Below are 12,944 nucleotides of genomic sequence, written 5' to 3' on the forward strand. Positions count from 1 at the left end.
GCGGAGAAGTTCGCTGAAAAGCCGCTCCAGTCGCTGAGCCCTCAGTACGAGGAGAAGCACCACGGCACCTACCTAAAGCGACTGGACCACGCGGTCAGCACCTTGAACGTGCGCGGACTGATCCCGACCAGACCGATCTCGGCCATGATCTTGGCGACAGTCTTTTCCGAAACCTGCTCACCGGCAGCCCGCAGATCAGCGGTGATCCGGGGTGACCCGTAGGTCCCACCGGAGTCGCGATGGTGTGCGACGACCTTCACGGTCAGATCGGCTTTCCGTTGCTCTCGATTAGTCAATTCCGTTGTATCCGACCGCTTCACACGCTTGTAGTAGCCAGAAGTCGAGACCCCCAGCAAGCGTGCCATTCGGGTGATCTCCGTGGTCGCGCACTCTGCCGCCATCAACTCGAACCGATCTACTTCAGTCCGTTGGCCGCAAAGTACGCCGAGGCTTTTTTCAGGAACGCCAACGTTATCTTCAGCCGGTGCCAGGGGATTGTGGTGTGACTACGGTGTTTGTGTCGTGGACAGTGTCTTCGACGCAGTGGTGCGGTTGGCGCGGTTTTGGCCGTGGAGATGGGCTATTTGACTGCGGAGTCGATGGTTATCCTCATCGAGTTCGCGGATCCGTTGGTGAGCGAGGGTAAGCCGTTGCCGCAGCGATGCGTCGCTGGCGGGTTGGGGTGAGCGCGTGCGGTGGCCGGGCGTGGGTTGGTGCAGGGCACGGATCCTGCGGATTTCGTCTTTGAGGTCGGTTTGGGTGTAGAGCCAGGAGCGTGAAACGTCGGCGCGGTCGGCTACGGCTTGGAAGCTGATCGCGGCTCCGGTCTGGTCGAGGTCGTGTCGGGCGGCGATCGCTTTGGCGCGGGTCTGCTCGTGGCGCTGCTTGGCTGCGGCGGCAAGGTGAGAGCTGTTGTCAGCGCGCATGTTCTGCGTCCTCCGGGTCGGCTTCGAGTGCGGTGATGATGGTGTCGAGATTGGCCAGCACGGTGCGGTTGGATTCGGCCAGGCGTTGTTGGCCGCGGGCTTCGGCGGCGGTGATCAACTGCAGGGTCTGGCTGCGCTGAGCGTGGTGCTGCGGCAGGAATTCTGGTGTCGTAATGAATACGGGGCAGCTCAGACACGCGTTGGCGTGTGGGCAGGACTTCTGCAGCGGTAGTCCGCAATAGCCGTTGGGTAGCGCCATTTTCGCGCGGGCAAGATTGTGGTTCATCCATTCGGCGTCGCCGATCAGTCCGTCGCTGGTGGTACCAACGGGCTGGCCGTGGATGTCGATCTTGCGGGCACGTTCCCACTGGGTTCGGATTGTCGTGTCGGCCAGGCGGGCATAGCGGGCGGTCATGGTGTGGCTGGTGTGATCGAGCAGTCTGCGCACGACTTCTTGAGAGACGTCGTTGTTGATCAGCCGGGTGGCGTAGGTGTGGCGGAACTGGTGCGGGGTCACTTTGGCCGGGCGGCCCAACTCGTCGACAACGCCAACATCAGCCAGCCATCCCTTGAGGTGCATGTCAAAGGTATTGGGCCCCATCGGATGACGACCGTGGGGGTTGGCATGCGAGCGTGGGATCAACACCGCCGTCTCGGGAAATGCTGCAGTCGTGCGACGCTGTTGGTCAGCGATCATGGCGGCGAGCTGTTCATCGATGGGCACCATCGCTTCGCGGCGCATCTTGTGGTTGCGATAGCGCAGATAGGTCGCGCCGGCCGGATCGTGGACGAGGCAATCGATGCTCAGGTGGGTGGCGTCACCGATGCGCAGCCCGGCACCGTTGAGGATTTCGACTAACAAGCGGATGCGGGAGTCGCTGATGCGGTCAAGGTTGACCGGGTCTTCGAGCTGGCTCATGACGAATTCGGGGATTGCTCGAGACAACGTGGCTTGTTCGGGGCGGGGACAATCCTCGGGGTAGAGCTCGGCATCGACGGGCAGCACCGCCCATCGGTGCTGGCGGACCGCTCGCAGGAACCCGCTTACCGCGCCGATATCACCGCGGCGTGTCTTGGGGCGGGCCAAGTTCAGCTGCCAATGCGGCCAGGTAGCCCTCCAGGCTGACACGGCTCAACCCGGTGGGCCCCGGCGAGCTGGCAAGCTCTGGGGTCAACCGCGACAGCCTGATCAGCGCAACGACGTCTCGGCGGACCTGCGTGAGTCCGATCCCGCATGACAGCCGCCACCGGCACCACCGTTTAACCAGTTCTCGCAGCCACGGCGGCTGCACTGCGGTGAAGTCGAGCTGGGCGCCATGACCGGCCCCGGGTATCGACAATCGCCGCAGTAGCCAAACATCGCGGTCGTATTCGGCCTCCCAGCCGCCGCCGTCACGCAGGTCCAGCAGGCAGTCAATGGCGAACCCCAGGAAGGCCCGTGCGGTGCTGGTGGCTGCCGGGGGCAGCTCACCGAGCCAGGCGTCCAATGGCAGGTCCAACAGCGACACATCCACGGCAGTAGCGAGGTGATCGAGCAGCGGTTTGACCGCCCGGGGAACGGTGCGGGCACGCTGGGCATCCACCCGGCACTGCACCGCGTATTGGATCTCCAAACGAACCTGCGGTGAGAGCCCCCGGAAGTCGAAGCGGTCCTCCCCGTAGTTGGCGCAGTAGGCGACGAACGCCTCGGGTGAGGGATATCCCCGCATCCGCCACCGGGTGTGGTGGCCGCGGCACCAACCGGCGTCGAGTTCAGACCACAACCGGCATCCGATCACCCCGCACACCGCGGCTGTGGTCACCACCGGCGGTAACCATTGCGCCCGGTCGGGATGTCCGCCAGCATCCCATTGTCGGGAATGCCGGTAGCACAACCGATATCGATGTTGCCCGAACCCACAGCCGGTCACCTCGCAGGTGTGCAGCGGCCTGTGGCCGGTCACTTGCGGGTTCGCCTGGGCGGCCCACTTGGTAAGTTCGGGCCGGCCGTCTTTCTTCCATCGGTGCCGGTGAGCCTGGCATAAACGGTCGTAATGGCTCGATCGCACACAACCGGCAACGATGCACGCCGGAGTGCCGAGGATCGGATCCCCCACCGCGGGAACCAGCACCTCGACCCGGAACTCAGGCCGCACCGCGGCGGCCAATCTCTGCGCGTATCCGCTCATACCGGCGGTCGTGGAATGTGCCGCCAGTGTGCTCATCACAGTGCGCCGTCGTGATTGAGAACCCCTGCGGCCAGCAGTGCCCGGCGGGTGTCCTCCACACTCAGGTGGGAGTACGTGTCACCGGTTGTGCTGATCGAGGCGTGTCCCAGCAACTTGCTCACCACCTCTACCGCGACCCCGCGGCGCAGCAGATCAGTTGCGTAGGTGTGGCGAAACACATGCGGTGAGAACATGATTCCCGATCTAGCACGAAGACGTAGCACCAGATCGTAAACGCTGCGGTAACTCATCGGCACCCCCACCGGATCAGCCCACAGATTCACGAACACGTAATCGCTATCCAGGTCGCCATACTCGGTATGCAGATAATCGCAGTACAGTCGGATCAGTTGGCCCGGCGCCGGAACTTGACGGGAGCCAGACTTCGCCCGCGCCCCGTTAGCGTTGTTACGGCCCACCACCGACACCACGCACGACGCAGCGTCGATGTCCTCATGGCGCAATCCCAGAGCTTCGCCAATGCGCAATCCGGTCTCGGCCAGCAAGGTGAACAACAACCGGTCCCGCAACCGCTGGCACGACCCCAACACCGCTGCGACCTGCTGTTCATCCAGAGTCGACGGCAGCCGCTTGTCGGCACGCAACCGGATCCGTCGCGTCTTTTCCGGTCGAGAACCCAAGTGCGCCAACAAAGGCCGCCACGAACCACCACCGGATCCCCGTCGCTGCCACGTCACCAGCAGATCACCCAGATCTACACCGTGGCGCTGATGGAACTCATAGAACGCCGACACCGCCGACAGCTTCCGATTCACCGTCGCCCCTGAGCACCCCGCAGGCGCCATGGTCGGAAACGCCACCACATTCGGCGCATCCCTGGACTCTGGCCCCAACCTCAGCCAGGCGACGAACCGGCCCACATCCTCCAGGCGTACATTCGACCACCCCAGACCTGACCGGGCGCAAAACGTGAACCAGTCCCGAAGATCATGGGCATACGCACGCACGGTGTTGGCAGATCGTTCCACCGCATGCAGATGAGCCAAGAACGCCTCAACCGGCTCCACAGCGCATGCATCGGCACCCACCACAGTCCACGACTCCGGATCGCCGAACGGCATCACCACCCGTTGGACCACATAACCCGGTGAGGGTGTCATAGACACTAAAGATAACCGGTCCACGACGAAACACGATGAGCCTCAAAGGGTGTGTCGCCTACATCAACGACATGCAGTCAGAAGGCTGGAGATAACGATGTCCTTTTCCTGCTCGGCGACCTGCTTTCGTAACCGCGCCAGCTCGGTGCGCTCGGACGGGGTCAACGGCTCCTCGTTGCGGGCCGCCGCGGCCTCCACGCGACGCCGCTCGTCGGCGACCCACCGCCCCAGCAGGGCCTCGTTGAGACCCAGTTCGCGGGCGACCTCGGCGATGGTGCGCCCGGAATCGATCACCCGATGAGCGGCCTCGACCTTGTACTCGGTCGTAAACGACCGACGGGTTCGGGACATGGTGACATCCTTCCAGCAGGATCATCCAACCTGCTATCTCGATGTCCACCACCCGGGGGGAACCTCACGGGGCCTATCGGGGGTCAAACTGGTTACCAGCGACGCCCACGCCGGGCTGGTGGCCGCCATCGGCGCCACCCTGCCCGGCGCGGCCTGGCAGCGCTGCAGAACCCACTACACAACGAATCTGATGGCGCTGACCCCGAAAGCGTCATGGCCGTGGGTGCGCACCCTGTTGCATTCGGTGTTCGATCAACCTGACGCGGAATCTGTTGCCGCCCAGTATGACCGGATCATCGACGCGCTGTCCGACAAACTTCCCAAGGTGGCCGAGCACCTCGAAGCGGCCCGCCCGGACCTGCTCGCGTTCACCGCGTTCCCCAAGCAGATCTGGCGTCAGATCTGGTCCAACAATCCTCAGGAGCGCCTCAATAAGGAGATCCGCCGCCGCACCGACGTCGTCGGCATCTTCCCCGACCGCGACGCCCTCATCCGCCTCGTCGGCGCCGTGCTGGCCGAGCAACACGACGAATGGGCCGAATCCCGGCGTTACCTCGGCCTCGACGTGCTGAGCAAATCACGCACCGTCAACAATACCCCGACCGAACAGGAGGCCACCCCCGCAGCACTGACCGCCTGAACCATCACCTCGAAGAATCACACGACGAGGTCGTACACCACGTCCCTGGACTTGACCCCACTCTACTGGACGCAACCCACGTTGCCGCAGAGTACGACCGGCAGAGGATTTCGCATCCAGTCCTCACCCGAAGTCGCAAGGCGACAACAATTATGAGCCTGTCAACCAGGGAGTCCAGCCTCGGGCCGCTCGGGTGGGTCAGGTCAACGTCCACGGTTCGGCAGGACGTTTCCGCATACGCTGGCGATTGAGGTTGGGGCCCTCAGCTGCTCCCGCCGATGAACTCCCGGTCGGGAAGCGTCACCGGTTCAGTGGTGAGCACGCAGTGGGTCCGCTCGAAGATCGTCACCATGCACTTGTTGCAGTGCGTGCACAGCGAAGCGGCATCCCGGTCCTGCCGAATTCGGTTGAGCAGCGATGGGTCCCGCAGCAGTGCACGTGCCATGGCCACGAATTCGAAACCTTCACGCATCGCCATGTCCATGGTGGCTTTGGTGGTGATGCCGCCGAGCAGGATCAACGGCATCGACAGCTCGCGACGGAACTGGCGGGCGTGGTCGAGCAGATAGGCGTCCTGGTACGGGTAGCGCCGTAGGAAGGGCCGCCCGGCGGTCCTCAACGCCCAGCTCAGCGGCGGCTGGAAGGTCCGCGCGAACTCGCTGCGTGGCGCATCGCCGCGGAAGTAGAACATCGGGTTGAGCAGTGAACTGCCCACGGTCAGCTCAAGCGCGTCGAGGGCACCGTCGTCCTGCAGCCACCGCCCGACCTGCAGACTCTCCTCGAGCCGCAACCCGCCGGCGACACCGTCGTCCATGCTGAGCTTGGCGATCACCGCGACTCGGTCTCCCACCGCTTCTCGCACGGCGATCGCGATCCGCCGAGCCAGCCGGGCACGGTTGACCAGACTTCCGCCGTAGTCGTCCCTGCGCCGGTTGAGCAGTGGACTGAGGAACGCACTCACCAGATAGTTGTGCGCGAAATGCAGTTCGACCCCGTCGAAGCCGGCCTCGACGGCCACTGCCGCCGCTCGGGCATGGTCGGCGACCACCCGTGACAGTGCCGCGGAGTCGGGCCTTCGGGTGGCCCGCATGGCCAGCGGGCTGAACATGCGGCTCGGTGATATTGCGGCAACGCCGTTGGAGGCCGCGTTGGCGACGGGTCCCGCGTGACCCAACTGCGCGCACACTTTCGCGCCCTCGGCGTGGATGGCGTCGGTGAGCCGGGTCAGGTCTGGGACGATGTCCGGTCGCATCACGATCTGATCGCGTGCGGTGCGTCCCTCGGGGGCGACCGCACAGTACGCGACGGTGGTCATGCCCACCCCTCCGGCAGCCGGCGCGCGGTGGTAGGCGATCAAGTCGTCGGTGACTGCTCCTGCAGGACTGCGCGCCTCGAACGTCGCCGCCTTGATCACCCGGTTGCGCAGCGTGATCGGCCCGAGCGTCGCGGGCGCGAACACGTCGGTGGCTGGGCCGCTCATCGGTTCACCGCCGGTGCCGACAGCCCTGCCGAGACCACCGTGCACAGCGTGTCCACTTGTCGGCCGGTCAATCTCCTATCCCCGGCGAGTGGATCACCGAACTGCACGAAGATGAGTTCGAAGGCGAGCATCCAGCGGTGTTTCGCCTCGGCAGGGGACAGGCCGGGCACGTTGCGCTGCAACAACTCTGCCCACGGTGTGAGGGAAAACCATCGTTGTGTCCAGTTCAGCTCCCGCCGAGACAGCAGCAGTCGCGACAGCAGGTTCAGGTAGAGGCGCCCGGCCGGGTCGGCGGCCAGCACCACCAGCGGGTCGACGACGACCCGGACCGCATCGGGGACCGTCAACTGTTCGGCGTCGTCGCGGTCGGCCAAGGTCACCTTCCACAGCGGTCCGAGGCGGTCCTCCAGCAGCGCCGACACCAGTCCCACCTTCGAGCCGAAGTGGTAATGCACCGCAGCCGGGTTCACGTTCGCTGCCGTGCAGACCGCCCGAACCGAAACCTCGTCGTATCCCGACTCCAGCAGCAGCCGCTCCGCCACTGTCAACAACCGTTCTCTGGTGCCCGCGTCAACGTTGGCCATGGGCTCATCAAAGCACTGATCGACCGCGGAATCAATCGTTGATTGAAACAGTGATTGAATTCGGGGCGCTATGAGGGTCCGCGGATATGACGGGGTGTGCACGACGCCGGCCGGGTTTCAGTGCACATGAGGGGGACCCGTTTGGTGGTCCAGTTGATCTATCCCCGCTGTTTCGAGCCACGATCATGCGAGTTGAGGGGTCGAGCTGATTGATGTCCAGAGCGTTTCGAACTCTGTGGGGCTGATGTTACCGAGGTAGCTATGGCGGCGTTCGAGGTGTAGAAGTTGTCGATGTAATCGGCCATGGCGGCTGCTAATTCGATGGTGGTGGCCCATTTGCGGGTGTTGAGCAACTCGACCTGTAACCGTGCCCAGAATGACTCCATAGCGGCGTTATCGAAGCAGTCGCCCACGGTCCCGAAAGAGCCGAGCAGGCCCCATCGCCGCATGTTCTCCCCGAAGCTCCAGGAGGTGAACTGCGTGCCGTGATCTGCATGCAGAATTGTTGGCCCCCAACGATTCCTGTTAGAGACGGCCATGTTGACCGCGTTGTTGACCAGTGCGGTGTCAGCGGACGTCGAGAACGTACGGGCCACGATCAAGCGCGAGAAGCAGTCCAGGATCGCGCAACAGTAAACCTTCCCGTCGCGAGCGGGATGTTCGGTGATGTCGGTACACCACAGTTGGTTGGGCATCTCGGCGGTGAAGCGCCGATTCACCAGGTCAACGGGGGTGTCAACCCCAATGAGATTCGGTTTTCGCCGCCCTGGGCGCGGCAGCCCATACAGACCGCGTTCGGACATGATGGAGTTGACCAGCTTGTGATTGACGTTCATCTCGTAGTCGGCCAGCAGCGCAGCGCGGACTCTCTTGCGCCCGTAGGTCCCGCGAGAACGCAGGTGGATCTCGGTGATCGTATCGGCAACAATCAGCCGGCGAACCTCACGATCTGGAACTGGGCGGCGCCGGTGATACTGCAGCAAGGACCGCGTCAATCCAGTTACCCGACATGCAGATCGAGCTGAATGCCCTCGCGCGATCAACTGTTCAGTGATCGCGCGGCGGCGTTTTGGGGGCACCACCGCCTGCTCGTTGAACAACTCACAGGCATCTCTGGTCAAGGCCAGCTCGGCCTCCAGTGCCGCGATGCGTTTACGCGCCGCGGCGAGCTCGTCGGCCTCCACGCTCGGGATGCCGTCGATGACGCCGGCGTCGACTAGGGCTTGGTGTTTCCACCGGAACAGGGTCGCCTGACAAATCCCGGTGTCGACCGAAACGGCCGCCACCGGCTCACCCGACCTCAGCCGCGCAATGATTTGCCGACGCACCGATGTGGAGTACCGACGGGGGCATGTGACCTCCTGATGATCACTCTGCCCCCCAACTCTCATAACAGTGGACCAACAACACGGGTATAGATCAACTGGACCACTACAGGGGGCTCACCTCACTTGCTTTCCTTGCGACGTCGAATATGCAGTAGTCGAATATGCAGGGTTACCAGTAAGCCATTGCATATTATATTGTTGCCCAACGCTTTTCGGTACCGGACAGCCGAGTAGCGTCCTCCCTACCGGTGATGAGGATGGGTGACCGACCGGAGCTCAAGTCGCGGGATTCGCGCGAAGTCGGCTGGATTACATGTGTAGAGCGGCAACGCATGCGCGATCGCGCTCGCCGCGATGAGTGCGTCATACGCGCGCGCCGCGGGCTTACGCCCCGATGCGCGCAGTGCCGCCGCGACGGCGCCAAATGCCCGCGCACAATCACCATCGAACGGAAGAACATCAAAGTCCGCCTCGGCCTGCTGCAGGTGCTGCTGACGGGCACTGCGCTCGATATCGTCGCGCGCTACGTGCGGACCTACGGAAAGCTCGGCGAGCGTTATCGCGCTAATAACCGATTCGTCGGGAAGCTCGGATGGGTCGGAGATCTGGCCGAGGAGGATCACCGTCGAGGTGTCCAGCATCCCCTGGCTCGAAGATTCTGTCACAGCGACGGGTCGATCAGATTGTCGATGTCGCGCCGGAGCGCATCTGGGCTCACCTGCGGAAAATTCTTGCGGCGACGAATGAGTTCGGCTGGGCCGGCGCTGGATCGGGGCAGGGGGCGGAGCTCAGCCACCGGCGCACCGTCGCGAGTGACGACGATGCGTTCGCCGTGCTCAACGCGGCGCAGGACTTCTCCCCCGTTGTTCCGAAGGTCGCGCACCGTCACCGTGTCCATGGGAGCAAGTGTATCACCGGTGAGACAAGGGTGCGAGTTGCGTAGCTGCCCAACCCGCGCCGCGAATATGCAGGAATCGAATATGCAGGGTTACCAGTAAACCTCGCCTTATTGCATTGTGCCCCAGCTGCATTGAGAACAGGCACGATGGCCCAGAGTTTGCAGATCAACGTGGGTCGATTCGCCTCACATGTCTGGTACTGCAAGTCCGTATTTCTTGAGGACCTTGAGCAGTACCGGGTTTTTGCCTGGGTGCAGGACGGGTTGGCCAGCATCGATGCTGATCGCAGCCTGCACGCCGTCGCGCAGCCACACGGTCCAACACTCCCAGTCACTGCCGAGTTTGGAGCCGTAGAGCAGCCCGATCGGGCTGCTCTGATCCTGTAGGCGCGGCCATGCCATCGTTTCGTTTCGGCCAGATGGCTAGTCACGAAGCGATCTTCGCCGCGCAGCTCGGCCACGGTCACCTGCTGCAGTCCCTCCTCGAGCAGTACCGCCGGTCGGTTGCGGTTCAGGTAGGCGATGGTGTTGGAGTGCTCAGCATCGATGAACCAGCTAGCAGTGGGTAGCAGCAGTGGGTAGCAGCATTGTGTAGAGGCGGCGCTTGAGCAGCCAGTCCAGGTCGATTTCGTGCGGGGGTTCCTTGCCGTCCTCGGCAAAGTCGTGCGCGATGAGATCTTGTACGGTTTCGCCTTCGCCGACGTCGTCGAACAACTCGCGGGCCGGGATCGGCTCAGGCTTCTTCAACGGCTGCAGTATCTCGGCGTACATGCCTTCCAAGCTGGAGGCTGCGTAGATGGTGCGCTCCCCTGCCAGGTCCTACCGGTGCCAGGTGGAGCGATCGTCGGATGCATCGGTGGGCCGCAACCTGGGCCTCAGTGGCCCGTACTGTGGATCCGCCAGGCGGTAAACCGTCTGTGCGTTGGCTGGAAGCAATGCCAATTGTGTTGTGCTGCAAATCAGCACGTCGCGCTCCACGACCGGTAAACCCCCTGCACGGTTACCTCAGATTGGAGACCTGATCGTATCCGAGAAGGGAGACAGGTGATTTCCGGGAACTTCTAGTGGTCGACGAACTCTTCGGCGGCCGCCAGGACGTCGGTGAACTGGTCCTCGCGGATCGCCATGTACGGGGGCTTCTCACCGAAGCGCGGGTTAGCCCCGATGAACCACGACCGGGCGATCTTCTCGCCATCGACGTCGGCGATCGTCCACCAGGCTCGATACGCCACTTGCAGTCGAGACAGCGACTCATCGCGAGGCGTAGCGCCGCCGTCAATGGCCCACTTGTAGGGCTGCTTGCGATCACGCACTCCGGCCAACACGGCCACCACGGTCGGCCCCAAGTGGTCCAGAAGTTCACGCACCAATTCTGGCGGGTCAAGGCGCACCGCACGGGCGTGGATGGCCGTTCCGTTCGCTACAGCCATCGTGATCACGTCCCAACTTATTCTGGTGTCTCGAACCTCTTTTTTGCAGGGTCTACACCGTCAAGGGTACAAGAAAGCCACCGAAAAGCAACCAAAAGTCTCAACCGCCGCCTCGAAGCCACGAAAGCGGGGTGGGTCCGCTGGTCACCAGCCCAGGCCTCCCAGACAGGCTCATCAGTCCCAGCGTCGACAGGAAACACCGCGGTCGGGAGTACTTCGCCGGTGTGTCCGCATCCACGGGCGACTCAGCGCCGGGCGAGGCATGTTCTGTGCAGGACAGCTCGATGCGCTGCTCCATGTGGAGAGGAATACGGCGGAATCGAATATGGCGGGTTTCCGGTAATCTTGCAGCAGATTACGCTGCGCCCCAATCGCTCTCGCATAGACCACCATCGTCGGACAGTACTCAGTCGGTGGCCTATCGGTGGCGACTCGAACTGACAGCCGGCTCGGCGGCCTGAGCACTCAACGTGGCCCGACTGCCCGGGAGGCACCACCTGAGTGGACACTATGGACGTGGCCCTTTCTGCAACAGTATTCAAAGTCGAACTTGGCGTCTCCGATATCGATCACGGTTACTACGCCGATCACACGCTGACCGTGGCCCGTCATCCCAGTGAGACCGATGAGCGGATGATAGTGCGGTTGCTGGCTTTTGGGCTTCGCGCGCATCGACTCAGCGACATCGATGGTGAGTTGACGTTCGGGGCGGGCCTGTCCACCCCTGGCGTACCGGACTTGGCGTTCGCCGACTACACGGGCCGGATCCTGGAGTGGATCAACGTCGGCCAGCCCGACGAACGCGCCTTGGGCAAGGCGGCCAGCCAGGCCGACCAGGTGCTGCTCTTCCCGTTCGCCGCCGGCGTGCCCACCTGGTGGCGCACCGTCGGCCCCAAAGTGGCGGGGCTGCAGAATCTGTCGGTGGTGCAGATACCGCACGCATCGGTGCAGCAACTGGCCCGGACTGTCGATCGACGGGTCTCGGCACAGGTGATGGTGATCGAAGGTCAGGTGACGATGACCGTAGGCGGAGTCGACGTCACCTTCACGCCCGAGCTATTGGCGTGAACGTCTGAGCCCGCCAATCGTATTGATAATAGGAACGATGGTCCGGAAGCTCACAGATCCAAGACGATGCGCAGCGCCGCATCAACGCGGCGCATCTCATCGAAGCTGAGGAACCCGACGCTCTTGCCGAGCCGTCCCGGGTCGACCGCTGAGGCCTGCTCGGCAAGCACGCGGGTGTTCACGCCCCCGATTTCAATCTCGGGGCGAAAGCTGGCGGCACGAGCCGATGTGGACGTTGGCGCAACCAGCCAGGTCGACAGGGGCAGATGATCCGACTGGACGACTACGGCGTATCGGGAGCCGGACTGCTCATGACCGCGGCTCCCCCGCCGGGCAGGCAACTTAAAGACCTCACCACGCACGCAGCGTCTCCATGTCGCGCAGTACCCGCATGGCCTCGGCGCGATCGGACTCGTCTTCAGCAAGCGATTCCGCCTCGGCGCGAATCGCTGCGTTGGCTTTCCGTCGTGCCGCATCGATGAGAGCAGATCGAACAGCTGCAGACACGGCCGTGCCATCCTTGGTCAAGACCTCCAACGCCTTCGAGGTGTCTTCGTCCGGACGGAAGGTGATCGTGTCGGCCATAGCGACAGTGTACGACGTTTTGTAAGACAGCCGCTAGGTCTCTTCGGCGAACGCACTCGACGACGACACACCTCCGGTCTATGTCCGGAGAGGAATAGGACGGAATCGAATATGGCGGGTTATCAGTAAAATACGCGGTATTGCACTGCCGGGCAACGGCTCTCGCCTATCGCGCAAGACCGAGGAATGCCATCATCGCTCGCTCGACCTCGACGAGTTGCTCAGCTGTCAGCCGACCGACTCGGGCGTGGAAGTTCGGCCTGCTGATGTCGGCGGCAACTGAATACTGACCACTGCGCGGCAACTGAAAATTGACCAGCTTCCTA

17 protein-coding genes and 1 pseudogene are annotated in these 12,944 nt (G+C 63.2%); 2 read left to right on the forward strand and 16 right to left on the reverse strand.

The window, feature by feature from the left end; genetic code table 11:
* Window positions 1-68 precede the first annotated feature (68 nt).
* From ACZYY4_RS09960 to ACZYY4_RS09985, 6 genes are all read right to left on the reverse strand, one after another.
* A complete protein-coding gene (locus ACZYY4_RS09960) occupies window positions 69-365 on the reverse strand; it encodes an IS3 family transposase (RefSeq protein ID WP_164673990.1) in 297 nt (98 codons plus the stop codon).
* Window positions 366-506: 141 nt separating this feature from the next.
* Window positions 507-926, reverse strand: coding sequence for a DUF6262 family protein (locus ACZYY4_RS09965; protein WP_463809806.1), 420 nt, complete (start codon window positions 924-926; stop codon window positions 507-509).
* Complete coding sequence (locus ACZYY4_RS09970) at window positions 916-2,013, reverse strand: tyrosine-type recombinase/integrase (RefSeq protein WP_463809807.1); 1,098 nt, start codon at window positions 2,011-2,013, stop codon at window positions 916-918. Before ACZYY4_RS09970 ends, ACZYY4_RS09965 begins: the two co-directional genes overlap by 11 nt.
* The gene (locus ACZYY4_RS09975; protein ID WP_463809808.1) at window positions 1,985-2,731 is read right to left on the reverse strand and encodes a hypothetical protein; all 747 of its coding nucleotides are present in this window, start codon (window positions 2,729-2,731) and stop codon (window positions 1,985-1,987) included. Before ACZYY4_RS09975 ends, ACZYY4_RS09970 begins: the two co-directional genes overlap by 29 nt.
* 398 nt (window positions 2,732-3,129) lie before the next feature.
* Window positions 3,130-4,254, reverse strand: a complete 1,125-nt coding sequence (locus ACZYY4_RS09980) for a tyrosine-type recombinase/integrase (RefSeq protein WP_048896465.1) — start codon at window positions 4,252-4,254, stop codon at window positions 3,130-3,132.
* Between the two features lie 63 nt (window positions 4,255-4,317).
* Entirely contained in the window at window positions 4,318-4,605 is a 288-nt protein-coding gene (locus ACZYY4_RS09985) for a transposase (RefSeq protein ID WP_463809810.1), read from the reverse strand.
* Between the two features lie 64 nt (window positions 4,606-4,669).
* Between ACZYY4_RS09985 and ACZYY4_RS09990 the strand changes: the two are divergent.
* Window positions 4,670-5,245, forward strand: a pseudogene (locus ACZYY4_RS09990) (transposase); the annotation flags it as partial.
* A 262-nt stretch (window positions 5,246-5,507) separates the two neighbouring features.
* Here ACZYY4_RS09990 and ACZYY4_RS09995 read toward each other — a convergent pair.
* The 8 genes from ACZYY4_RS09995 to ACZYY4_RS10030 form a co-directional block, all read right to left on the reverse strand.
* The gene (locus ACZYY4_RS09995) at window positions 5,508-6,725 is read right to left on the reverse strand and encodes an NADH:flavin oxidoreductase (RefSeq protein ID WP_463809811.1); all 1,218 of its coding nucleotides are present in this window, start codon (window positions 6,723-6,725) and stop codon (window positions 5,508-5,510) included.
* A complete protein-coding gene (locus tag ACZYY4_RS10000; protein ID WP_020100383.1) occupies window positions 6,722-7,309 on the reverse strand; it encodes a TetR/AcrR family transcriptional regulator in 588 nt (195 codons plus the stop codon). Before ACZYY4_RS10000 ends, ACZYY4_RS09995 begins: the two co-directional genes overlap by 4 nt.
* 158 nt (window positions 7,310-7,467) lie before the next feature.
* Window positions 7,468-8,700: an IS3 family transposase gene (locus ACZYY4_RS10005; protein ID WP_463809812.1), complete on the reverse strand. Its 1,233-nt coding sequence runs from the start codon at window positions 8,698-8,700 to the stop codon at window positions 7,468-7,470.
* 179 nt (window positions 8,701-8,879) lie between these two features.
* Entirely contained in the window at window positions 8,880-9,278 is a 399-nt protein-coding gene (locus ACZYY4_RS10010) for a PIN domain-containing protein (protein WP_463809813.1), read from the reverse strand.
* Between the two features lie 20 nt (window positions 9,279-9,298).
* The gene (locus tag ACZYY4_RS10015; RefSeq protein WP_463809814.1) at window positions 9,299-9,535 is read right to left on the reverse strand and encodes a type II toxin-antitoxin system Phd/YefM family antitoxin; all 237 of its coding nucleotides are present in this window, start codon (window positions 9,533-9,535) and stop codon (window positions 9,299-9,301) included.
* Window positions 9,536-9,721: 186 nt separating this feature from the next.
* Window positions 9,722-9,937, reverse strand: coding sequence for a hypothetical protein (locus ACZYY4_RS10020; protein WP_463809815.1), 216 nt, complete (start codon window positions 9,935-9,937; stop codon window positions 9,722-9,724).
* 153 nt (window positions 9,938-10,090) lie between these two features.
* On the reverse strand, window positions 10,091-10,306 hold the full coding sequence (locus tag ACZYY4_RS10025; RefSeq protein WP_463809816.1) for a hypothetical protein: 216 nt from the start codon (window positions 10,304-10,306) through the stop codon (window positions 10,091-10,093).
* A 290-nt stretch (window positions 10,307-10,596) separates the two neighbouring features.
* Complete coding sequence (locus ACZYY4_RS10030; protein ID WP_463809817.1) at window positions 10,597-10,965, reverse strand: hypothetical protein; 369 nt, start codon at window positions 10,963-10,965, stop codon at window positions 10,597-10,599.
* A gap of 516 nt (window positions 10,966-11,481) precedes the next feature.
* Here ACZYY4_RS10030 and ACZYY4_RS10035 point away from each other — a divergent pair.
* Complete coding sequence (locus ACZYY4_RS10035) at window positions 11,482-12,033, forward strand: YaeQ family protein (RefSeq protein ID WP_463809818.1); 552 nt, start codon at window positions 11,482-11,484, stop codon at window positions 12,031-12,033.
* 50 nt (window positions 12,034-12,083) lie between these two features.
* On the opposite strand, the gene ACZYY4_RS10040 is transcribed toward ACZYY4_RS10035, so the two are convergent.
* On the reverse strand, window positions 12,084-12,395 hold the full coding sequence (locus ACZYY4_RS10040; RefSeq protein ID WP_463809819.1) for a type II toxin-antitoxin system PemK/MazF family toxin: 312 nt from the start codon (window positions 12,393-12,395) through the stop codon (window positions 12,084-12,086).
* The gene (locus ACZYY4_RS10045; protein ID WP_463809820.1) at window positions 12,385-12,618 is read right to left on the reverse strand and encodes a hypothetical protein; all 234 of its coding nucleotides are present in this window, start codon (window positions 12,616-12,618) and stop codon (window positions 12,385-12,387) included. The genes ACZYY4_RS10040 and ACZYY4_RS10045 overlap by 11 nt, the downstream gene beginning before the upstream one ends.
* Window positions 12,619-12,944 lie beyond the last annotated feature (326 nt).

This window comes from Mycobacterium sp. IDUB_21 (assembly GCF_055419425.1).